The organism is Ruegeria sp. CJ9, from assembly GCF_056536625.1.
Genome location: NZ_JBQFPY010000009.1, coordinates 79,301 through 101,613, shown reverse-complemented (window position 1 = coordinate 101,613; position 22,313 = coordinate 79,301). Strand labels below are relative to the sequence as shown.

Annotated in this window: 22 protein-coding genes and 1 tRNA gene; 4 read left to right on the top strand and 19 right to left on the bottom strand. The window is 57.9% G+C overall.

Annotation, left to right across the window (positions count from 1 at the left end; all coding sequences use genetic code 11):
- Positions 1-85: 85 nt before the first annotated feature.
- Positions 86-161: transfer RNA gene (locus ACR0AJ_RS17320), tRNA-Trp, on the top strand.
- An 88-nt stretch (positions 162-249) separates the two neighbouring features.
- Here the strand turns inward: ACR0AJ_RS17320 and ACR0AJ_RS17315 are convergent.
- Entirely contained in the window at positions 250-645 is a 396-nt protein-coding gene (locus ACR0AJ_RS17315) for a hypothetical protein (RefSeq protein ID WP_480741449.1), read from the bottom strand.
- A gap of 335 nt (positions 646-980) precedes the next feature.
- On the opposite strand from ACR0AJ_RS17315, the gene lptF reads away from it, so the two are divergent.
- A complete protein-coding gene (gene lptF / locus ACR0AJ_RS17310) occupies positions 981-2,120 on the top strand; it encodes an LPS export ABC transporter permease LptF (protein ID WP_170413523.1) in 1,140 nt (379 codons plus the stop codon).
- Here lptF and ACR0AJ_RS17305 read toward each other — a convergent pair.
- Positions 2,117-2,941, bottom strand: coding sequence for a LysR family transcriptional regulator (locus tag ACR0AJ_RS17305; RefSeq protein ID WP_170413520.1), 825 nt, complete (start codon positions 2,939-2,941; stop codon positions 2,117-2,119). The two genes, lptF and ACR0AJ_RS17305, sit on opposite strands and share 4 nt — an antisense overlap.
- A 101-nt stretch (positions 2,942-3,042) precedes the next feature.
- On the opposite strand from ACR0AJ_RS17305, the gene ACR0AJ_RS17300 reads away from it, so the two are divergent.
- On the top strand, positions 3,043-3,633 hold the full coding sequence (locus tag ACR0AJ_RS17300) for an HD domain-containing protein (RefSeq protein ID WP_170350866.1): 591 nt from the start codon (positions 3,043-3,045) through the stop codon (positions 3,631-3,633).
- Here the strand turns inward: ACR0AJ_RS17300 and speB are convergent.
- The 10 genes from speB to ACR0AJ_RS17250 all read right to left on the bottom strand — a co-directional run bounded on the left by speB (position 3,630) and on the right by ACR0AJ_RS17250 (position 14,691).
- Positions 3,630-4,472 (bottom strand): agmatinase, encoded by an 843-nt coding sequence (gene speB / locus ACR0AJ_RS17295; protein WP_170552792.1) that lies wholly within the window; start codon positions 4,470-4,472, stop codon positions 3,630-3,632. The genes ACR0AJ_RS17300 and speB overlap by 4 nt on opposite strands.
- Positions 4,469-5,638, bottom strand: a complete 1,170-nt coding sequence (gene nspC / locus ACR0AJ_RS17290) for a carboxynorspermidine decarboxylase (protein ID WP_170350868.1) — start codon at positions 5,636-5,638, stop codon at positions 4,469-4,471. The genes speB and nspC overlap by 4 nt, the downstream gene beginning before the upstream one ends.
- 84 nt (positions 5,639-5,722) lie before the next feature.
- Positions 5,723-6,946: a saccharopine dehydrogenase family protein gene (locus ACR0AJ_RS17285; RefSeq protein WP_170350869.1), complete on the bottom strand. Its 1,224-nt coding sequence runs from the start codon at positions 6,944-6,946 to the stop codon at positions 5,723-5,725.
- Between the two features lie 22 nt (positions 6,947-6,968).
- Positions 6,969-8,858: a biosynthetic arginine decarboxylase gene (speA, locus tag ACR0AJ_RS17280; protein WP_480648533.1), complete on the bottom strand. Its 1,890-nt coding sequence runs from the start codon at positions 8,856-8,858 to the stop codon at positions 6,969-6,971.
- A 100-nt stretch (positions 8,859-8,958) separates the two neighbouring features.
- Positions 8,959-10,041: a DUF1513 domain-containing protein gene (locus ACR0AJ_RS17275; RefSeq protein ID WP_480648532.1), complete on the bottom strand. Its 1,083-nt coding sequence runs from the start codon at positions 10,039-10,041 to the stop codon at positions 8,959-8,961.
- A 4-nt stretch (positions 10,042-10,045) separates the two neighbouring features.
- Positions 10,046-11,056 carry an imelysin family protein gene (locus ACR0AJ_RS17270; RefSeq protein ID WP_480741448.1) on the bottom strand — a complete coding sequence of 337 codons (1,011 nt, stop codon included), beginning with the start codon at positions 11,054-11,056 and terminating at the stop codon, positions 10,046-10,048.
- A 3-nt stretch (positions 11,057-11,059) separates the two neighbouring features.
- Positions 11,060-12,601 carry a di-heme oxidoreductase family protein gene (locus ACR0AJ_RS17265; RefSeq protein WP_480648528.1) on the bottom strand — a complete coding sequence of 514 codons (1,542 nt, stop codon included), beginning with the start codon at positions 12,599-12,601 and terminating at the stop codon, positions 11,060-11,062.
- Positions 12,561-13,046, bottom strand: coding sequence for a bacterioferritin (bfr, locus tag ACR0AJ_RS17260; protein ID WP_170350874.1), 486 nt, complete (start codon positions 13,044-13,046; stop codon positions 12,561-12,563). Before bfr ends, ACR0AJ_RS17265 begins: the two co-directional genes overlap by 41 nt.
- A complete protein-coding gene (locus ACR0AJ_RS17255) occupies positions 12,994-13,287 on the bottom strand; it encodes a (2Fe-2S)-binding protein (protein WP_170350875.1) in 294 nt (97 codons plus the stop codon). Before ACR0AJ_RS17255 ends, bfr begins: the two co-directional genes overlap by 53 nt.
- A gap of 132 nt (positions 13,288-13,419) precedes the next feature.
- Positions 13,420-14,691 (bottom strand): imelysin family protein, encoded by a 1,272-nt coding sequence (locus ACR0AJ_RS17250; protein ID WP_480741446.1) that lies wholly within the window; start codon positions 14,689-14,691, stop codon positions 13,420-13,422.
- Positions 14,692-14,926: 235 nt separating this feature from the next.
- Here ACR0AJ_RS17250 and ACR0AJ_RS17245 point away from each other — a divergent pair, with 235 nt between their 5' ends.
- The gene (locus ACR0AJ_RS17245) at positions 14,927-15,460 is read left to right on the top strand and encodes a ZrgA family zinc uptake protein (protein WP_170362081.1); all 534 of its coding nucleotides are present in this window, start codon (positions 14,927-14,929) and stop codon (positions 15,458-15,460) included.
- 31 nt (positions 15,461-15,491) lie between these two features.
- Here the strand turns inward: ACR0AJ_RS17245 and ACR0AJ_RS17240 are convergent, their stop codons facing one another.
- From ACR0AJ_RS17240 to ACR0AJ_RS17210, 7 genes are all read right to left on the bottom strand, one after another.
- Positions 15,492-16,550: a ferredoxin--NADP reductase gene (locus tag ACR0AJ_RS17240; protein WP_170362082.1), complete on the bottom strand. Its 1,059-nt coding sequence runs from the start codon at positions 16,548-16,550 to the stop codon at positions 15,492-15,494.
- A 12-nt stretch (positions 16,551-16,562) separates the two neighbouring features.
- A complete protein-coding gene (locus ACR0AJ_RS17235; RefSeq protein WP_170362083.1) occupies positions 16,563-17,036 on the bottom strand; it encodes a hypothetical protein in 474 nt (157 codons plus the stop codon).
- 18 nt (positions 17,037-17,054) lie between these two features.
- On the bottom strand, positions 17,055-18,206 hold the full coding sequence (locus ACR0AJ_RS17230; RefSeq protein WP_170362084.1) for an aromatic ring-hydroxylating oxygenase subunit alpha: 1,152 nt from the start codon (positions 18,204-18,206) through the stop codon (positions 17,055-17,057).
- 9 nt (positions 18,207-18,215) lie between these two features.
- A complete protein-coding gene (locus ACR0AJ_RS17225; RefSeq protein ID WP_480648519.1) occupies positions 18,216-18,479 on the bottom strand; it encodes a hypothetical protein in 264 nt (87 codons plus the stop codon).
- Complete coding sequence (locus ACR0AJ_RS17220; RefSeq protein WP_480741444.1) at positions 18,476-19,066, bottom strand: TetR/AcrR family transcriptional regulator; 591 nt, start codon at positions 19,064-19,066, stop codon at positions 18,476-18,478. Before ACR0AJ_RS17220 ends, ACR0AJ_RS17225 begins: the two co-directional genes overlap by 4 nt.
- Before the next feature lie 230 nt (positions 19,067-19,296).
- Positions 19,297-20,634 (bottom strand): guanine deaminase, encoded by a 1,338-nt coding sequence (gene guaD, locus ACR0AJ_RS17215; protein WP_480741443.1) that lies wholly within the window; start codon positions 20,632-20,634, stop codon positions 19,297-19,299.
- A gap of 64 nt (positions 20,635-20,698) precedes the next feature.
- Positions 20,699-22,300, bottom strand: coding sequence for a xanthine/uracil/vitamin C permease (locus ACR0AJ_RS17210; RefSeq protein WP_170350884.1), 1,602 nt, complete (start codon positions 22,298-22,300; stop codon positions 20,699-20,701).
- Positions 22,301-22,313: the final 13 nt, after the last annotated feature.

Genomic DNA, 22,313 nt, shown 5'->3' with positions numbered 1-22,313 from the left:
CTTGTTTGTCGAATGCAATTGTCGCGCGGAATCTGAAAAAGCCTCTTGAGTCCGTCGCGCGGCTGGCATATCTGAGGCCCACCTTAGGGGTATAGCTCAGTTGGTAGAGCGACGGTCTCCAAAACCGTAGGTCGCGGGTTCGAACCCTGCTGCCCCTGCCATTCCACTCAATTCGCTGTTTCAATGGATGCGCATGAGTCGTGCGACCTGCATATGGGGTGTTGTGAGAAGTGACAGCCTGCAGAAGTCTTACGCGCACTCTTGCACGCCGATGCTTATCAGATATTCACCGGACACATACAGAAACTCATCCGGGCCCGCAAACCTTGCCTTGGACATGAACCAGTTTCTTATCGGTCGCGGGTAGTACGTGGCAAGCGAAGTGCTTTTCTGGTCGAATTCCTTTTCGGTCATCTTTGTCCGGTTTACACGGTACGGGCCGTGAAACCCGAAAAGCGTTTCGGAGGATACACACACATCGTCTGCCCCCAACAGCATGGTGCAGCTGGAGTTACAGTAATCCCCGACAATGTGTATGCGCGCGTTGGTCCTGTTGGCGATTTCGATCTGAACCTTGCGGTCCAGAATCCGCCCGCCTGGATCATTGCCAACCTGTATTTCTTTCGATGCCAATGGCGTGCTCATTGTCAAGAGCACTGCCAACGCTGCGGTTAGACCTCTCATCTGCTCGTCTGCTCAAGGATGTTTTTTTGTTTTGTTTTTGTTTAGCAGGAATTCGAAGAGGTAGATACACAGCGCCGAGATGCATCGGGATGAGCGGGTAAGGAGGACACACCTTGATCCGAATATAAGAGCCTCCAGAGGCATAGCACGCGTGAATCGGCCACGCCACAGTCTCGGGTTCAGCAAGCCAGGCCATTGCCGCGCTTTTCGTGGTGGTGACAATTGGCCAATCCCGGTTTCCTACAGCGACGGAATGACATAATGTCCGACCACCACGAACACACGTAAGAGGACCCATGTCGCGCTTTGATGGATATTTCCTGCGGCAATTGCTGATTCTGTTCGGCTTTTTCACCTTGGTTCTGGTCGGTGTGTTCTGGATCACCCGATCGGTTAGCCTGTTTGACCGAGTCATCAGCGGTGGCCAATCGGCCATGGTGTTTCTGGAATTCTCGGCGCTGACATTGCCAACGCTGATCCGCACGGTAATGCCGATGGCGGTGTTTGCCGCCGCTGTTTATGCCACCAACCGGCTGAGCCGCGAAAGCGAGATGACGGTGATGCTGGCCACCGGTTCCAGCCCATGGCGGCTGGCCCGTGCGGTATTCCTGTTTGGGTTGGTGGCCGGGCTGATGATGGCAGTCATCAGCGTCTTTTTGCGCCCCGCATCGGTCGAACAGCTTGAGCAGCGCCAGGCCGAGGTTGCAGGGGACGTCACCGCGCAATTGCTGAACGAGGGCGAATTCCTGCACCCGGCGCATGGCGTCACAGTCTATATCGGCAAGATTGATCTGGACGGCACGCTGTCTGAGGTCTTCGTCTCTGACCGGCGGGATGCGCTGAACCCGGTCAGTTATTCCTCGAAGACAGCCTATCTGGTCAACAATGAATCTGGGATCCACTTGGTGATGTTGGACGGGATCGCGTTGCGTTTGGATCAGGAGGGCAGAACCTTGTCATCGACGCTGTTCGAGGACGCCTCATATGACATTTCCGCGCTGACGAATTCGAATATCATGGCCGAGCGCAGTCTCGAAGCCATTCCCACCATTGAACTTTTGCGAGACCGCGCCGCCATCAGCGTCGCCGAAGGCTTTCCCATCGGAGAATTGGTCGACGAATTGCATCAGCGGTTTTCGTGGGTTGCCATTTGTATCGCCGTGGCAATGGCCGGGTATGCCACGTTGATGTTGGGTAGCTTTTCGCGATTTGGTCTGTGGCCGCAGATTCTGGGGGCGTTTTCGATTCTGGTCGTGCTGGAAGGCGTGCGGGGCTTTGTTTCACCCGTTGTAATCGAAGAACCGAAATTGTGGATACTGTTGTATCTGCCGGCGGTCATCGGCATCGCGGTCGCCTGTCTGTTCTTGCTGGTTGCCGGGCGGCCGTTGCTGCGCAGGCGCCACAGAGATGCCTCGAGCGCGATCTCTCAAGCCTAGGCTGCGCGCAGCTCGGTCAGGCAGGTCAGAACATCGTCGCTGGTTGTGCTGTCACGGCGGGTCACCAGATGCAGCGGCAGCAGCAGGTCAATGGCCCCGGCCACGGGTGTCAGTTGACCCGCGGACAGATGATCTCGGATGACGTATTCCGGGAAATACCCGGTTCCGCCCCGCCGCAGGACATAACGCAGGGCCATCAGGCAATTGCCCAGAAACACCGTTTGCCCCGTGGCCTGCCGCGCAGCCGAACGGACGTGGTCCTGATAGACCTCTCCCAGTTCCAGATTGACGAAAACTGGATCGTCCGTTTCCGGAGTTTTGACAAGCAACAGGCGTTCGGGGTTTAACTCGTGCGATTGCACGCGCGGATCGTTGGGTGTTTCGTGGGTCAATGCGGCGTCCAGAACATGGGTGGCGACCGCGTCGACCATGTTCAGATCGTGGTCATAGTTCAACGTCAGCAAAAGTTGCCCGAGGCGCTGTTCGAACTGAACGGCCAGATCGACTAGCAGCGGGTCCCAGATGCTCAGTTGCGCACCAAGACGCAGCGCGATCCGGTTCTGCGTTTGGGCTGGCAGCTCGCGCGATGCAAATGACCAAAGCGACAGCATCTGTTCGGCATATGGTCGGAACTGTTGCCCGAATTCAGTCAGGCTGGTGCCGCCTGCACCGCGGGTGAACAACGCCTTGCCGGTTTCTTCTTCGATCAGCCGGATACGGGCGCTGACGGCGGTTTGTGTCACGTTCAGTTTGCGCGCGGCGGCATGGAAGCCCCCGGTCTCGGCCACGCATAGAAAGGTCTCGATTGCTTTGAATTGCATGGCGATACTATTTTTTCATCGGATTGATAAAATCAATTCATTTTTTTGAGTAGGAGGGATGCGTTACTCTGATTCCAACAGATCAGCCAAAGGACCGCGCCATGCTGGACAAAAGCCACAAACCCACCTGGACCAGTTTCGAAGAGGCCACCAAGGCCGACTGGGACGCGGTCATGGAGTATGAAGAGGCATACAATGCCGCTTTGCCCGACCGCATTCTGGACGCGATCCGGTCGCTGGACGAAGACTGGACGCCCTATCCCGTGAACCGCTATCAGCACAGCCTGCAGGCCGCGACGCGCGCTTTTGAAGACGGCGCGGACGAGGAAATCGTGGTCGCAGCACTGATCCACGACACCGGCGATATTCTGTCACCCTATAACCATGGTGAGCTGTCAGCGGCGATGATGAAGCCCTATGTCAGTGAGAAAACTTATTGGATTCTCAAACATCACTGTGTGTTTCAGGGGTATTATTACAACCATCATCTAGGAGGCGACCGCAACGCCCGCGACAAGTATCGCGACAGCCCTTATTGGGAGGACTGCCGCTATTTCTGCCATGAATACGACCAAAAGGCGTTCGACCCGGATTACCCGACCAAACCGCTGGAGTTCTTCGAACCCATGTTGCGTCGTGTCCTGAACAAGGGTGAGGGGCACATGGAGTTGAACGAGACCGCCGAGGGTTAACAGGCAGCCATCAGGCGATAGACGATCTGCGCTGCGGTAAAGTCCCAGGCGGCATTGCCATTGGGGGCCAGTTCGACCACGTCGAAGCCCACGCATTTGCGGCCTTTCAGGGTATGTTCGACCAACCGCAGCGCTTGATAGTAGCCCAGCCCGCCGGGCACCGGTGTCCCGGTGGCGGGCATGATGGCGGGATCCAGCCCGTCCACGTCAAAACTGACGTAGACCAGCTCAGGAAAACCCTCGGGCAGGTCGACGGCGTGGATATTACCGGTGACCAATTCCTCAGCATCCACGTGGAAAACGTGATTTTTCAGGCGGCTTTGCACTTCTTCGGTCGAAAGGGCGCGCACGCCAAACTGGGCCAATCGGATACCTTCTTCAGCGAGCAGATGCATGACCGATGCGTGGGAGTGTTTTTCCCCCTGATAGGCATTGCGCAGGTCGGCATGGGCATCGATCTGGACAATGCCTATGGGTTGACCCAAGGCGCGAGCCACACCCATCACAGCGCCGTAACTCAGCGAATGTTCGCCCCCCAAAGTGACCGGCACCTTGCCCGCGCGGATGGCGGCCTCGGTGCGCTGGGCAAGGCGCTCCATGATCTCGGACAGGGACGCATCGCAATCTACGGGCTCTTCGGTGAAAATCCCCTCGACGCAGGGCTCGGCGTGGCCGGTGGTACGTTCCAGCTCATTGCTGGCCTCAATGATGGCCTCGGGGCCTTTGGCCGTTCCCGAACCGTAAGATACCGTGCGCTCCAGCGGTACCGGGATCACGCGGAACCGGGCATCTTCGGTGCGCTCAGTTGCGGTCAGTTCACTGTCGAGGAAAATGCTCATGAGAGTCGGTCCTTAAAGTCGTCATAGCCGAACTGTTTGATGATCTTCAACTCGCCCGTTTCGCTGTTCCACAGGGCGATGGTGGGCAGGGGTACGCCATTGAACGTGTTGGTTTTCACCATTGAGTAATGCGCCTGATCAAGGAAGGCAAAACGCTGGCCGATCTCCAGCGGTTTGTCCCATGTGTAGTCTCCGATCACGTCACCGGCCAAACAGGACGGGCCGCCCAGACGGTAGGTGTGACCTGCCTCGGCCTCGTCCATCAGCGCGGGGCGATAAGGGGCTTCGATCACGTCAGGCATGTGACAGGTGGCCGAGATATCGGTGATGGCAAGGTTCATTCCGTTGGTGGGCAGGTCGAGGATTTCGCCGACCAGAATACCTGCATCCAGAGCGACAGCCTCGCCGGGTTCAAGGTAAACGTCGATGCCATAGGTTTCGCGGATGCTCTTGATGAAGCCCACCAGTCCCTCACGGTCATAGTCGTCGCGCGTTATGTGGTGGCCACCACCAAAGTTCAGCCATTTGAGTTGATTGATATAGGGCGCAATTTTTGGTTCTACGGCGGCCCATGTCCGCTGCAAGGGATCGAACCCCTGTTCGCAGAGTGTGTGCATATGTAGGCCATCGATGCCGTTCATGGTCTCGGCGGTCAACTGGCTAATCGGGGTACCCAGACGTGAACAGGGCGCGCAGGGGTCGTATTTGGCAATCTCGCCTTCGGAATGCTCGGGGTTGATGCGCAACCCAACCTGCACGTTTGCGGCCTGTGCTTTGGCCAAAAACCGGTCCTTTTGTGCCGGGCTGTTAAAGATGATGTGGTCGGACAGCGACAGGATTTCGTCCATGTCGGCATCTTTGTACCCGGCGCAGAAAGTGGCGACTTCGCCGCCATATTCTTCGCGGCCTAACCGGGCCTCGTAAATGCCGCTGGCGCAGGTGCCACCGAGGTGCTGGCGCACCAGTGGGGCCAACGAGAACATGGAAAACGCTTTGAGCGCCGAAAGGACATGCGCGCCGGACAGGGTGCCGATAACGGAGAGGATGGTCAGGTTTCGCTCGACCGCTTTTTCATCGACCACAAAGCAGGGGGTTGGCACACGGTTCAGGTCGAAATTGCGGAAGGCTCCGGCGTCGCCAGCCTGTGTGGTCATCATGTCGGACATGTCCGGCGTTTCCTTGTGGTGGAGAGGCCGGGGGTTCCGCCCCCGGACCCCCGGAGTATTTGGCAAAAGATGAAATGAGTGGACTTAGAACTCGACCGGGCCGTCGAGTTCGTGGACTTGCCAAGGCAGGCCATGCTCATTCAGCATGTCCATGAAGTTGTCGGGGTCAAGCTGTTCCATGTTCCACACGCCGGGCTCGGACCAGTTGCCTTTGATCACCTGCGCCGCGCCGATCATGGCAGGGACGCCGGTGGTGTAGCTGACGGCCTGGCTGCCGACCTCAGCATAGCATTCCTCGTGATCGCAGATGTTGTAGATGTAATAGGTCTTCTCACCCGAGCCGTCCTTGGCCTGACCGGTAGCGATGTCGCCGATGCAGGCCTTGCCTTTGGTTTCGGCACCCAGATCGCCGGGATCGGGCAGCAGAGTTTTCAGGAATTGGATCGGGATGATTTCCTTGCCGTCATGCATGACCGGATCGATGCGTGTCATGCCGACGTTCTGCAGTACGGTCGCGTGTTTGATATAGGCGTCGCCAAACGTCATCCAGAATCGGGCGCGCTCGATCTCGGGGAAATGGGTTGAGAGCGATTCCAGTTCCTCATGGTACATCTGGTACATGTTTTTCCGCCCGATGGCAGGAAAGTCGTATTCGACTTTGTTGGTCAGCGCCGGGCTATGGTGCCATTCGCCGTTTTCCCAATGGCGCACTTCGGCCAGCACTTCACGCAGGTTGATCTCGGGGTTGAAGTTGGTGGCGAACTCCTGATCGTTCGAGCCTCCATTGGCATCCAGAACGTCGATCTGGCGGATGGTGTCCAGCTTGTGTTTCTTAAGCCATTTGGCAAAGACGCTGGTCACGCCCGGATCGAAGCCCGATCCAAGAATGGCGGTCAGCCCAGCCTCTTTGAACCGCTCCTGATAGGCCCATTGCCAGTGGTATTCGAACTTGGCCTCATCCTCGGGCTCATAGTTCGCTGTGTCGAGGTAGTGGATTCCGGCCTCAAGGCAGGCGTCCATCAGCACCAGATCCTGATAGGGCAGGGCGAGGTTCACGAGTAGTTCGGCCCCGGTTTCCTTGATCAGCTTGACGGTGTCTTCGACTTTGTAGGCATCCAACTCGGCCGTGGCGATATCAACACCCACGCGGTCTTTCACCGCTTTGGCGATGGCGTCGCATTTCGATTTGGTCCGGCTGGCCAGAGTGATTTCGGTGAAGATGTCCGAATTCATTGCCATCTTGTGCACGGCGGCGTGGGATACGCCGCCCGCGCCGACAACCAGTGTTTTGCCACTCAAAGTTCCCATGGGGGTAATCTCCTCTCTGGGGTTATTCGTAATAGGTGTAGCCGTTGATCGAGTCGCGATAGGCGCTCATCAGGGTTTTGCGGTCCTTGGCCATCAGAGTACCGGTCGAGATCGCCTCGTCCACCATTTTGCGGAAGGCGGCGACGCAATCATTGGGGTCGAACTCGACATAGGACAGGACCTGGCTGATGGTGTCGCCCTCTTGTTCGTGCAGCAGGTCAAAGCCACCGTCAGCGCGCAGGTCGATGGTTACGACATTGGTGTCCCCGAACAAGTTGTGCAGATCGCCCAGTGTTTCCTGATAAGCACCGACAAAGAACACGCCCATCAGGTATTCCTGGTCCTCGGGCAGGGTATGCACCGGCAGGCTGGGTGAGACACCGTCGGCCAGAATGAACCGGTCGATCTTACCGTCGCTGTCGCAGGTGATGTCGGACAGGACCGCGCGGCGGTCCGGAGTTTGGTTCAGACCTTGCAGAGGCACGATTGGATGCAACTGGTCAATGGCCCAGACATCGGGCAGCGACTGGAACAGCGAGAAGTTGCAGTGGTAGATATCGGCCACTTTTTCCAGTTGGTCGTCCACATCCGTTTCCAAATCATCGCTTGCTGCCAGCGCCTTGAGGCGGGCCATCAGCGATAAATAGATGCGTTCGGCGCGGGCCATCTGACGCAGATCGACATAGCCGCGGCGGAACAACGCGCGCAGCTCGTTGCGGTAAAAATTTGCGTCGTTCCAGCATTCTTGCAAACGCTCGGTACTGAGGTACCCGTTGATCGCGGCAAGGTCCGAGACCAGATGGTGATCGTCCGCTTCGACCTCGGGGCCGTTCGGTGCGTCATACAAGGTGCTTTCCAGCACATTGAACACCAGCATCGACGACGTCGCCACCACGGCGCGCCCGCTCTCGGTCACCAGCGTTGGATGTTCGACCTCGGCCTCGTCCATCGCGTAGGCCACGGTTTCAACCACGTTGGCGCAGTATTCCTCGACCGTGTAGTTGATCGAGTTCTCGGCAGCCTTTTTCTCACCCGTATAGTCCACACCCATGCCGCCACCGAGGTCCAGATGGGTCAACGGCACGCCCTCGCGCGTCAGTTCGGTGTAGTACCGGCAGGCCTCGCCAACGGCGCGGCGCACGTCGTTGACGTCCTGCACCTGAGAGCCCAGGTGTGAATGTTGCAGCTTCAAACAATGCAGCAAACCTGCCGCTTTCAGCTTGTCCACCGTGGCGACCAGTTGGTCAGTGTTCATGCCAAAGGCAGACCGGTCGCCCGAGCTTTCTTCCCACTTGCCGCTGATCTGATTGGTCAGTTTGACCCGCACACCAATCAGGGGTTCGATGCTCAGTTCGTTATAGACCTCGATCACCGTGTCCGCCTCTTTCGGGCTTTCCAGAACGATGACCGTGTTGAAGCCAATCTTACGACTGAGGATGGCCAGTTGGATGAACTCGGCATCCTTGACGCCATTGCAGACAATCAGCGCCTCGCGGGCCAGACGGTGCGCCAGTGCGACAACCAGTTCGGGCTTGGAGCCAGCCTCGAGCCCATAGTCGTACTTTTTACCGAACTCGACGATCCGGTCGACCACCTGGGCCTGCTGGTTCACCTTGATCGGGAATACGCCGCGATAGCTGCCTTTGTAGCCGACACGTGCAATCGCATCGTGAAAGCTTTCGTTGATATGCGCAATCTCGTTTTCCAGATACGAACTGATGCGCAGCAACATCGGTGCCTTAATACCGCGTTCATCCAGATCATGCAGGATACCTGGCAGGCTGATTGCCGCCGCCTCGGGCACTAGGGGATTGCGCAGACCGATCTCGCCCTGCTCCGTCACCTCAATGAGGCGTTTGCCCCATTTCTCTACCCCGTAGATGGAATGCGGTGCGTCGGGCGTCTGTTTCAATCAGGTCAGTCCTTGCGGTTAAAGTGCCGGTTTAGCGCCCGCCAATACGGCAGCATTTTGATTCTTCCAAGTGTAATCTATGTGGGGGGATTTGCCGAGTTTATGCAGGCTTGCGAATTGGGATCAGGTGATTGTCCCAATGACAGTCCGGCCAGGCTGAAATGCGGGGGGTGGATGTCAGCTCTCCGACTATCCCGGTGCCGGTGGTGAAAACGAACCCTTTGGGGCCGAAGCCAAGGCCACAGACGTCTTCCAACGGGAAATCCCCGTTCAGTTGGCCATTCGCGACGTCGAACCGGTGCAAGGCGTTGCCGCGTGGGCAGGTGATGGCAACCGTGGTTTCATCCCCGGCAAAGGCGACACTGCCCGCGTAGCCTTGCAATGTGCTTTGCGCGGCATCAGGCGCTGAAAGCAAACGCGGTGCTTCGCCCCGACGATGTAGGCCCAGCAGAGGGGGGTGATGCACCTTGTCCCCCTGCCACTGCATCGCAAATGCCACCATACCGTCGTGCCGTACAGCCAAATGGCGGATCGAATTCTTATGCAGCGCGCGTGGTAGTTCCACCTGCTCCAAAACCGTGCCGGATAAATCGAGATAGGTCAGCCGTGGCTGCATGGTTGGCAGGTTCAGCTTGGTGCGCCCTGTCTCGGGGTGGGTTTCGATGCCGCCATTGGCGATGACCAGCGTCTGACCATCGGGCATCAATCGCATGTCATGCGGACCGATCCCGCCCGAAGTGAACTCGCCTATGCGGGTGTAGCTGTCTGTGTTCCAGACGCCAATCACGCCGTCTCCGGAATCATAGTCGTTTTCAGTTGTGAACAGACGAGTGCCGTCGGGGGAAAAGACGCCATGGCCATAGAAATGGCGACCGTGTGGGGCGTTAAGTCGGGTGACTTCGGTGCCTGTGGCGCAATCGATGACCACCGCAAATGTGCCGGGACGACGGGCAAAAGCCACAGCCTTTGCGCGGTGCGGATGGGCTGCCGCCGCGTGGCCGCGCGCAGGTAGAGGTATGGAAAACAGGATGTTTCCACCCGTATCCAGCCCGGCTAGTCGATAGCTGCTATCCGGGAACAGGGCAGCGGCGAGATAGTCGGGCGAACCAACTGCGGCCCAGCTTTGTATCGGCGAAAGGCTGGTCGCGGCCAGACCGGCCAGAAAATGACGACGGCTGGGCAACAGGTCAGTCCCCGTCCAGTGAATTGAACCCGGCGCTGATGCCTAGCGTCGGACCCAGCTCGGCCGAGGCAATCGCACGGATATCGTTGATGGCTTGCTGCAACGCCTCGACCCTAAGGCGGCCCTGCGGAGTGGCGACCCCGGCCAGCACCGGGTCGTCCAGCGATTGCGCGCGGATGATGGCCTTGTCAAAGGCGCTGTCCAGATCGGCGGCAATCTTGGGGTGGTCCGCTGACAGGCGCGCGGCCAGATCGCGCAGGGCGGTCAGGGACAGTTCCACATGACGAAGCGCGCGTTCCGAACGGTGTGCCTCGGCCCGGTTGGGGCGCGGGCGGTCGAAGGTGCCCATCGGACGACCAAGGCGGGTGTCGCCAGTGAATTCAAGTCCGGTCACCAACGCCTTGTAAAGCTCTTGCATGGCCTCATCGTCGGACCGATAGGGGCTGTCGTCGCCCGGTTGGGTTAGGGCAGTTGCATAGCCGCCCCAATCTGCGTTTATCGCGCGGGCATTGCTGACGATATCGGTGGTGATGGCCTGTATCAACGCGCAGCGATATGTGGCGCTGCCCTGATCGGCAAAATTGGGCTCATAAAGCATCTGCTCTAACGCAAAAAAGCCACGTCCGGCGACGGATGTCTCGGCAAAACCTTCGGGGCTTTCCACAGCCGCATCCTCGGTCGCGATCAGGCTGGACAGGGCTTTGGGGGTGAACCCTTTGGTGTCGGGCCAGAAGGCCAGCGCAAAGGCGCGGTCGTCCACCTCGGACGGGCCAAAGCGCAGATGGCTGACCGAGATCCAGTCGTCAAAGGCCGCGTGATAGGCGCCCCGCAATTCGGGCGAGGTTTGGGTACAATCGGTTTGTGCTGTTTGGGCCAACACCCCGGTCGTTTCAGCCAGTGAGGCAAAGCCTGGAAGGATGTGCCCTTCGACCGCATCTGACAAGATCGGCCCATGGTCCTGCGCCAGCGCAGTTAGGGGCAGCGTCAATGCAACAGCAGCAACAAGGATACGCATGTTTCAGAGGCTTTCCAGAAAATGGATCAGGGCATCGCGGTCGGGTTTGGGCATGGCCACGACCGTATCGCGGGCTGCCTGTGCCTCACCCCCATGCCAGAGGATGGCTTCCAGCAAGGATTGCGCGCGACCATCATGCAGGAACTGGGTGTGGCCCGAAACCTGTTCAGTCAGCCCAACGCCCCAAAGCGGTGGCGTGCGCCATTCGCGCCCTGTGGCGCGACCCTCGGGGCGGTTATCAGCCAGCCCTTCGCCCATATCGTGCAGCAACAGGTCGGAATAAGGCCAGATCAGCTGAAAACTCTGTTCGGGCCGGTCTGACATGCGATGGGTGACAAAGGCAGGCGTGTGGCAGGACGCGCAGCCAGTGTCGTAAAACACCTGCTTACCGTGCAGCACCTGAGGGTCGTCCACGTCCCGCCGGGCGGGAACGCCCAGGTTGCGGCTGTAAAAGGCAACAAGGTCCATTCCGATCTGGTCGATCTCGAACTCGCGCACGTCACCGTCCCCGTGCGGGGCGGTCGCACAACCAATCTGAGCATCGGTGCAATCGCCGTGGCTGGCGGGGTAAAGTGGGCTTGATATGCCGATATCACCGGCAAAAGCCGCCGCCGATTGTTCCATGATCGTGGGCATCCCGGCCTTGTGCCCGAACCGACCCATCATCGGGGCGCTATATTCCATCGCCCAGACGATATTGGGACGCCCGGAAATCCCATCCCCATCGGCATCGTCGGGATCAGCGTTGGCCAGCAGATCCGCGACCGGGATCGCTTCGAGCAATCCAAGGCCGATCATTTGTGGCGCCACACGAGGACTGAGCATCGCCTCTGGATGCAGCGGCCCGTATCCAAGGTCAGCCGCCGCGTAGGTCGGTTTGCGTAAAGTGACGGTTTCGCCATCTGACAAAGTGACCGGGACGTCTTTGTAAGTGATATCCAGGCGATATTCAGCCGGATGACCGGGCAGTGCCAAATCCTGCATCTGGCCGCCGTAATTTGGTTCGGGCTGGGTGGCGATGTAATCCTCAATCTCGTCATATCCGCCGCCACCGGGGATCGAGACCCGCAGGAACATCGAAATTGCATTGTCATCCGGACCGTTGGGCGTGTGCCCGCGCCCGTCCTTGATATGGCAGCGCTGGCACGAGCGGGCGTTGTACAGCGGTCCCAGCCCATCCGAGGCCAGAGTTGAGGCCGGAGAAGACACCCAGATTTTCTTGAACAGCCCGTTTCCAACCTTAAAGTCAAGCTCTTGCTCAAAGCTCAGGTTGCCCGAGGGCTGCGAAAATGCATCAGCGTCGGCACGGGTGCGAACGGTTGCGGCACCGGCGGGCAAGTCCTCGAACCTTTGGAGCGTGCTGAAATCGGTGGGCGCAGCGGTGACACGGGCGATGCGCGCACGCTCATCCTCGGTTCTGGGTTCGAAATTCAGGTGATAGTCCCGCAGCTCGGCGGCTGGGGTTTGGGTGGCCGCAAGGGCGACCACCGACAGGATGAAAAGGCTACTCGCCCTCGTCCATTTTCGATGCGTTGAGTTGCGCATAATTGGCGTCGCCAATCCTTTCGTACAGGTCGAGCTGCGTTTCCAAAAAGTCGATATGACTTTCTTCATCGCGGATCAATTCTTCGAACAGCGACATAGAGGCATAGTCTTGTGCTTCTCTACAGTAATCCCGCGCTTCTACGTACAACGCGCGCGCGTCCTGCTCGGCTGCCAGGTCGCATTCCAGTGTTTCCTTGGGGTTCTGACCAATTCTCAGCGGGTCCAGTTTCTGCAGGTTGGGATGGCCTTCCAGAAAGATGATCCGTTCGATTAGCTTGTCGGCATGCCCCATCTCTTCGATGGATTCTTCACGGCTTTTCTTGGCCATGTGGCCAAGGCCCCAATCTTCCTGCAGGCGGTAATGGAGCCAGTACTGGCTGACGGCTGTCAGCTCATGCCGCAGAGATTTGTTGAGGTATTCTATTACCTTGGGGTTGCCCTTCATCTGCTTTCTCCTGAGTTGCTCTGGTGCGTAGGGCACGGAGCTGCATGGGGACTTCCAGATTATCGTTCGATCGCATTGTGTCCAGAAAAAGCGGCATGCAGCCGCCACAATCCGCTGATTTTCCAAGGGCGTGGTAGACCTTGCCGGGGGTGATGATCGTGTGTGCATCTGCTGTCCGCATCCAATCGATCGCGGCGCGGATATCATGGTCAGTTATATTTGTGCAGTGACATACGATCATAGCGAATCTGTGCTCGATAGATTTCTTACTTAATTAGTAAGTTATTTGTTTCGGGTCCAGCTGAAAGTCACAATTTTGCGTGACAGGAAAGCCGGGGGCGTGAATTTGCGCACGCCCCGATCCGGGGTTTGCTTAGTGGAAAACCGCGTCAGGGTTATCCAGGCTGTCGGAGCCTTCAAACTCGATCTGATCCAGTTCCAGAGCGGTCACGATACGCTCGATCGTCTTGGTCTGATCGACCAGACCGTTGACGCCGCCCATGATCAGTTGCTCGCCGCCCTCATTGCCGCGTTCCAGCATCTGGTCATAGGCGAAACCGGCCTCGGCGGTCGACTTCAGGCGGCCCAGGGCCTGCATGGTTTTGGCCAGCTTGACCTTCATCTCGGCGTCCAGCGACGGATCGAACGAGATCACCAAGTCCGATAGCGAAGCGCCCGAAACCGGGGTGCCGTCGATGCGGGTATAGCTGCCCAGATACACGTTCTGAATGCCCAAGCCGTCGTAATAGTGGCTGTTGTGGGTGTTGTCCGAGAAGCAATCATGCTCTTCTTCGGGGTCGTTCAGCATCAAGCCAAGGCGCATACGTTCACCTGCTTGCTCGCCATAGGACAGCGAGCCCATGCCGGTTAGGATCGCGCTGACGCCAGCGGTTTCATTCGCGTTCAGTGCAGCGCGCGCCTCACCACCTTCGGCCCATTGTGCGGCCATCCATTCCAGGTCGCTGACCAGCAGGGCGGTCGCGGCGCTCAGATACTGGGCGCGGCGATCACAGTTGCCGCCGGTGCAGGCGTTACCTTGAACATAATCGGTATACGGGCGATTGCCCGCGCCCGCGCCGTGACCGTTCAGGTCCTGACCCCAAAGCAGGAATTCGATGGCGTGGTAACCGGTGGCGACGTTTGCCTCGATCCCGTCAGCCTCGTGCAGGGTTTCGCCCAGCAGATTGGGGGTGATTTCGCTGGCGTCGATGGCCTCGCCCGACAACTCAAAGCTTGGATTGGCGATCACATTCAGCGCGGCAAACTCGTTTTCATCAGTGGGTCCGCTATAGGAGGCATCGACATAATCAATCAGGCCTTCGTCCAGCGGCCAGGCGTTCACTTTGCCTTCCCAGTCATCAACGATAGCGTTTCCAAAACGGTAAACCTCGGTCTGTTGATAGGGCACACGGGCGGCGACCCAGGCGGCGCGGGCCGCGTTCAGGGTGGCATCGGATGGGTCGGCCATCAGCGCGTTTACGGCCTCTTGCAGCACTTTGGCAGCGATCAAGCTATCGTCATATTTGGCTTCGGCGATGTTTGCGTAGGTATTCAGAACTTCGGCTTTCGAGGGTGCGTCAGCTGCAAAAGCTGCGGAGGCAGCACCAATTGTAAGGATGCTGGTGGCGGTGAAAAATCGGGTCATGGGGGTGACACTTTCCAGTCAGAAAAAGGTTTTCATACGCCGGTTATGTGGCGCGTATGATGTAATAACTGAGTGAATTAGTCACCTATGTCAACCTGAGTTTTATAGTCGGATAATATTGGTCACCCCGATACTCCCCAATATTGGTGGGGCGCGATGCGTGGGGCCAAGATTGCACGGGAATTGAAACATATTAGAATAATCCGGGTGATTCTTTGTTTAGTGGTGCCTGTTTATGAAAAGCGCAGCTTTCGCCCTGATCCTGATCTCTGCGGTTTTTGTGTCGCAGGCTCATACCGCTGTCGCGCAGGATCATGCCGCGGGTGACCTGGACATTGTGGTTTCCGGGGCCGAGTTCACCTTGTCACTGGCAGTCCCCGCCGCCGGCATTCTTGGCACCGAGAAGCCTGCACAAAACGATGAAGGGCGGGACTCTATTGCCGTCGCCATTTCCGACCTGTCCAAACCTCTGGAGTTGTTTGTTGTGCCCGAAGAGGCCGAGTGTTTTGCCGCGATGGCCAATGTCACACTTTCGGCCATAGGTTTGGGGCAAGACACAGACACCACGCGGACGGATGGTGATGACACAAACGAATTTCAGGCTGAATACCTGATAAGATGCAAGAATATCGACGTGATTGAGGCCATCCACTTTGCATATTTCGAACGATTCCCGACGGCTGAAAATCTGGCCGTGCGGGTTGATCAAGCTGGTAAAAGCCGCACGCAAAATGTCACGCGCGGCGCACCTGATCTGACGTTCAAGTAAGGTGGGTTATGTCAAAACGCCCTGACATAACCTAATCTTCGAACTGCAGGGATAGCTCCTTTTGTGTTGCGACGCTTTGACAACACAGGATCAACCCCTTCTCGACGTCACGATCCTCCAGAGCCATCCGGTTGCGCATATGAACGGCGCCGTCCTCAAGCTGGGCGACGCAGGCACCACACACACCGGATTGGCAGCTGAACGGTGGGTTCAGACCGGCTGCAATCGCCGCGTCAAGGAGGGTTTGCCCAGCAGCAACAGGCACCTCCGAGACCTTGCCGTCAAGCCTGATCCGGGCGGTTGCGGCCATGCCGGGTTCGCTCAGGTCGTCTTGGGCGTCTCCGCCGAAGCTTTCCATGTGGATGCGATCGTCTGGCACATCCAGATTCCGCAGCGCCGCCCGGATATCCGTATTCATACTGCCGGGGCCGCAGATCCAATAGTGAGTGTCTTGCGCCACCGGAGGCGTTTCAGTGATTGCCGCCTGAATGACATCTGCGTCCAACCGCCCTGTGCGCCACGGTGAAAACCAGCTGAGCATGGAGGGGTGCGACAGGACATGGCGTAGGGTGAACTGGTTCGGATGTTGTTCCAGCAACTGCTCAAGCTCATCCTGGAAAATGATGCTGTTCGCATTGGCATTGCCAAAGACCAGATGGGCCGAAGAATGGGGTTCATCGGTCAGAACGGAATTGATCATCGCGTAAAGCGGCGTGATACCGCTGCCGGCTCCAAAGAAATAGTGGGTGCGGCGTTTCAGGGCTCCGGGCTGTAAGGTGAAATGCCCGAATGGGGGCATGACCTCGACCGTGCCACCGGGCGACAGGGTGTCGCCTATGTGGTTGGAAACGATCCCATCCTTTACGCGCTTGACCGTGATACGCAGCGCCGATCCCGGCGGGTTCGAGATGGTATAGCTGCGCCTTTGCTCCGCACCGGCAATCTGAAACCTGAGCGTCAGATGTTGCCCGGCCGTCCATTGAAACAGATCGGTCAGATCGGGCGGGACGTCGAAAGTTACACTGGTGGCCGCGCCGCCGATCTCTCGGCGAGTGTCGGACACGGTCAGGGTATGAAAGTCACGTTGCATAACAAGGTCCCGTCATCGGTAATCATAGGTCGTGGTCAAGGACTGGATCACCGTCCCGCCAAGATAAGGCGCAAAGACAAAGTTGTCTGTCTGACGCATTCTGCCGCTGTATCCCTGCCAATCATAATCGACATCGGTCACGGCTGTGACGTGCGACACGCCATCCTCGGTGTGCGATGAAATCACGGGCGCTGATCGGGCTGTTTCTGAGTAACCTTCCAACGCCTTCGCGATCTCGGGGTCTTCCGCGTCGGTGTCATCCCCGACACGGTACGAGAACACGTCGTCCGGCTGCCCCATCCCGTATTTGAGGATGATCTGATGCGTGGCATCGGGGTGCCAGTCGCTCCAGGTGGCAAGCAGGCTTTGTTCATCCTGCGCTTGTAGGATACGCGTGGCAATGTCTTCCGGTGCGTCAGCTTGCGCCGTCAGCACCAGAGCCGATGCAAGCGCAACTCCGATCAGGGTGGCTTGGATTGGTTTCATGATCAATCTCCGGGGCATTCAGCTGTCTTGCATGAAATCCAGCACCGCTTTCTGGTGCTGCGTGATCGGGCTTTCGCCAATCCCAGCGGGGCCGATTTCCAGATACGGACTTTTCAGCGATTTCTGTTGCTGTTCGCAGGCATAGATATCTTCGGTCGTGAAATCGCCCGATGCCATCGGATCATCTGCGCCTGCTGCATCGTCGCCTTGATATTTCGGGCCGCCAAAATCCCTCCAAAAGCCCGCGCTTTTCCACTGTTGCTTCTGGAACTCCCAGTTCGAAGCGTTGGCAACCTTTGTGCGGTTCTCGATCCGTGTCAGATCGGGGGCCAACGGTGTGATGATGAACAGATTCCAGCTTTCTTCGCTGGCCCCGATACCAATGCCGGGAAACAGCATCGGAACCCACGCACCGGTATGAGGTTCAGCGATCACACGCGGCATCGGAAGTTTGGCTTCGTGGTCCTTCGCGTAGGCCTCGGACGGGGGTTCCCAAAAGTGGTAATGCGGCCCCTTCCATCCGTATTCCGCCTTGGCATGGTCATACATATGCAGCGTATTCGAATGCAGATGGCTCAAGTGGTAGACGTCGATGTAATTCTCGACAACGATCTTCCAATTGGCCTTGATTTCATAGGTGTTGCGCCCGTCGGTATACTCGACCAGTTCCTCGGGCTTGTGCGGGCCCAACAGGGGATCGACCTCTCCGAACCATTCGGCAAGGGTGGGGGCGTCAGGGTCCGGATGCACGAACAGCATCCCGCGCCAGACATCCACGCTGGCCGGTTTGAGGCCAAGGCAGGATTTGTCGACGCCGCCGGGAAATTCAGAGGCCTCATCCGGGACCGAGATCAAGTTGCCCTCAAGATCATAGGTCCAGTCGTGATAAGGGCAGGTCAGCGCTTTTTGTGTCTTGCCGACCGCGCGGATCAACTGGGTACCCCGATGCCGGCAGATGTTGTGAAAGGCGCGCAGCCGGTGATCGCGCCCCATGACGATGAACAGATTGTTCAGCCCGGCCTGAACCGACAGGTAATGGCCCGGTCCTTCGATATCTTCGACCAGCCCGGCAAAACGCCAAGTGCGCGAGAAGATCTGGCGCTGTTCGCGGTCGAACCAGTCCTGCGAGGTGTAAGCTTCAACCGGTAGATGGTGATACATTTTGGTCATCAGAGTACCTCAGGCAAGAAGATGGGCATATTGGGGAAACAGGCTGGCGGCGATCATCATCAGACCCAGCACAGCCCAGAGGCCGACGATGGCCCAGTACAGAACAGGGTCATCGTCGCGGTTGATTTCGAACACCAGAAAGGCTTGTCCGTTCATGATGGTTGGGACGATCCACCAGACAAAGAGCAGCCCCCAAACCCAGTAGAGACCAAGCACAGTGGCCACCAACAGGATGGGCAGGGCAATGTAGTTCACCGTTCGCGTCGGGGTCATACTTTAGCCTCCAGTGTCGATGCCAGCAGAGAGGCGGCCAGTTTCAATTCGGCGCGCCATGCTTCGGGCGGGTCCAGAGGGGAAAGGGCGTCCATACTGACAAAGATTGCCGAAATGCCCTGTGTTGCTGCGCGTAAGGTTGCGTCTGGTGCCATTGGTGCCGCGCGCCGCAGGATTGCTTCGACCACGTCGAAGAAATCCGTGAGGCTGTCCATTAGACCTTTGCGCAGATCGGGGCGATCGGGCACTGTGGTGACCAGTGCCTGATAGGCCAGCATCAGCCGTGGATCGGTTCCGCTATCTTCGGAAAACAAGGTGTCCACCAGGTCCGAAGGTGTCGCCGTGTCTGGCAAAGCCTGACGCAAACCGTCCAATGACGCGGTAAATCCGGCAATCACGTATTCGGCCAGCGCGGTTATCATTTCGTCCTTGTTTCCAAGGTAATGGCGTAAGAGCGGTCGCTTGACGCCGGCTTCATCGGCGATCCGCGCCTGGGTCGCGCCTTCCAGCCCGAACCGCGCCACGCAGGTTAGATAGGCGTCGAGTATTTCGTACGATCTTTGGTCTTTTAGCGAAGGTCTGGGCATCAGGATCTCGTTTATTGTCACGAATGACAAATAATCGAGAAATATACTTTGTCAACCATGACAATTTATTTTTCGAACTGAGAGCGGTGAAAGCCCGACCTCGGTTAGTAATGATGAAAAGCGGAAAGGATCGTTAGTTGCGCCGGGCCGCATCGGGCTGCACCGGCAGTTCGTTGAAATGCTTGGCCGTTAACCGGTCACGGAACGGCCAAACACAGGTCAGTTATCATTTACGCGGGATCGAACGCAAAGTTGGTTTCGGAGGTTTGGCCGGTCACAGACTTGCTGGGCGTACCTGATACATAGACCTCTTCAACAGCGCGATCGTCTCCCATCATCTGCAGGACGAACAATTCTTCTGCAAGACTGCCAACGCGATCCATACGCAGGGCCATGGCGGAGGTGCTGCGGGCGTTCAGAACAACGACATCCGCCTCGGTTCCGGGGTCGAGGTTTCCGATTTTGTCTTCCAGACCCAGAACGCAGGCATTACCGCGCGTAGCCCAGTGGAAGGCCTGCAGGGGATGCAGAGCCAGCCCTTGCAATTGCAGAATCTTGTACCCTTCGTTCAAGGTTTGCAGCATCGAGTAGCTGGTGCCAGCACCGACATCCGTTGCGATCCCGTTTGAGATACCGCGCGCGCTCAGCCCGCCATGATCAAAGAGGCCGCTGCCCAGGAACAGGTTCGAGGTCGGGCAAAACACGGGATGTGCACCGGTTTCTGCAAGCGCGTCGATCTCGCGTGCCTCCAGATGGATCGAGTGCCCCAACAGAGTCTTTTGCCCCAGCAGACCAAAGGATTGGTAGACATCCAGATAATCTCGCGCCTGCGGATAAAGCTGCTTGGTAAAGGCAATCTCATCTTTGTTTTCCGACAGATGCGTCTGGACGTGACAATCCGGATGCTCCTGCGCCAAGGCCTGCGCCATGGCCATCTGTTCCGGCGTCGATGTGATCGCGAACCGAGGTGTGATGACATAGCCGTTGCGGCCCTTGCCATGCCAGTCGGTGATCAAGGCTTTGGTGTCATCGTACCCGGTTTGCGGCGTGTCCTGCAGACCTTCTGGCGCATTGCGGTCCATCAGGACCTTACCACCAAGCATGCGCATGTTTCGTCTGGTTGCTTCTGTAAAGAACGCATCCGCCGATGTCTTGTGAACCGAGCAATAGGCCACCGCGGTCGTGGTGCCATGCGTGACGAGCTGATCGTAGAATGCCCGCGCCATGTTCGCGCTGTGTGCATCCGAGGCAAAACGGGTTTCTTCCGGGAAGGTGTAATTGTTGAGCCAGTCCAAAAGCTGTGCGCCCCATGAGGCGATCACCTGCACTTGGGGGAAGTGAATATGCGTGTCGATAAACCCGGCCATCATAAGGTGTGGGCGATGGTCTGTCACAGGCACATCCCCGGCTTTCGCGCTGATCTCGGCGAAGGGTCCGGTATCCTGAATGATTCCGTCCTGGATCAGCAGGGCGCCGTCCTCAAGATAGGTATACGCGCCGGAATCTTCGCCGCTTAGGGGTTCGCGATGAAAGGTCAGCAGACGACCGCGAAGCAATCTCTGTGTCATGAAAGGTCTCGTTTGTAGGATAGGGAAAGAGTAGGGGGCAGCCCTGCGACTGCCCCGCTATGGATCAGGCCTGTTGTGCAGGTGAGTCGTCGTCGATCAGATCAGGCTCATCCGGTACGATTACACGATGCTCAAGATCCTCTTTGGGTGCGAACATCGGATAGACATAGAGGAACGCGCCGATGATCAAGTAACCAATGGTGATCCCGTCGAACTGAGGCACCTGCAACGTGTAGGAATGGATGATCCCGACAGAGGACATCAGCCCACCAGCGACAGCAAACGCGCCCGCCATCCGGAACCGACCGTCGATTACGTCGGCCACAATGGCACCCCAGACCAGACCCGTGATGATCGCACCTTGGCTCAGGGCAAGGTGTCCTTCGTAATGGGCACCTTCCATCAGTAGTGCTGCGGTCAGGCCTTCGTCACCCAGCGAGGGCAGTCCCTCGACACCGGTGCTGCGCAGAGCGTTCATCAGAGACCCCCACTTGACCATCAGGAAGGCCGAGATGTGAGGCAGGATCGCAAAGGATACGGCAGCCATGTGCATCGGCTTTACAGCCCAGGCCGTGTTGGTGATCAGGCTGACCGACACAAAGACCAGGACCGGAGCCGCGGCCGCAATCGGGATCAGGCCCGCAAGGAAGGACAAGAAGCCCAGGAAAGCGGCGGCAGCGATCACAACAGCCACACCAACGATGTAACCGGCATGTGCATCAAGCCGCTTGTAGGCAGGGTGCCCGATGTAAACGGTTGTCGGGAAGGGCGAACCAAAAAGCGCACCCAACATTGTGCCTGCGCCGTCCGTTACTTGGCACAGTCCAACCGGGTAGTGGTCGCCTGCAGCCTCGGCCGATTCCACGTTGTTCATGGTTTCGATGAAGTTGTAGATTTGTACCGGGATCAGTACCAGGAACAGCTCAGGGTTGGCGAATAGGTATTGCACACCGGCGATGAGGTCACCGAAATAGGGGACCGGCGGGTAAAAGCCGATGCCGCTGACGTCGATTTTGGATTCACCAAGGATGATAGCAATCACCGTACCGGCAGCAATTGCGACCAGACCGGCCGGAACATTGCCCGGCAGGCGAAAACGTCCGATCAGACCCCACAGGATAAACAGCAGCGACGTGAAGCCGATGATGGGGTTTTCGAACACCTCGGCCAACGGAACGGAACCGATAAAGACCAGCGCAATACCACACAGCGTGCCCAGCATCCCGGCGCGCGGCGTGATCCGCTTCAGATAAGGCCCGACAATGGCACCCAAGGCCGCAACGATGCCGCCCATGAACCCGGCGCCAATGCCCACTTGCCATGCCAGCATGGGATCATTGGTCGCCCAGTAGATGGGTCCGATCACACCGAACAAGTAGACGAACATAACCGGCGTCGAGATGCCGTAGGGCAAGGCGGTGACGTCCTCACCCCGTTTGTTTGCGGCCCATTTGGCGAGGTACGTATAAACGGCAACACCGGCCAAAATCGCGACGGCGGCACCGGGAACAATGCGGCCAAACACGATTTCGGCGGGCATCTGAAACACGAACTGGCAGACCCCGGAAAGGATCAGCAGATTCACGAGGTTGTCAGTAAACAGCGCCCAGAAAGCGCTGAAGTCGCTGCGGGTAAACAGCTTGTATTCGTAGGTCCTCCCGTCCATGACGGTCTCCTCC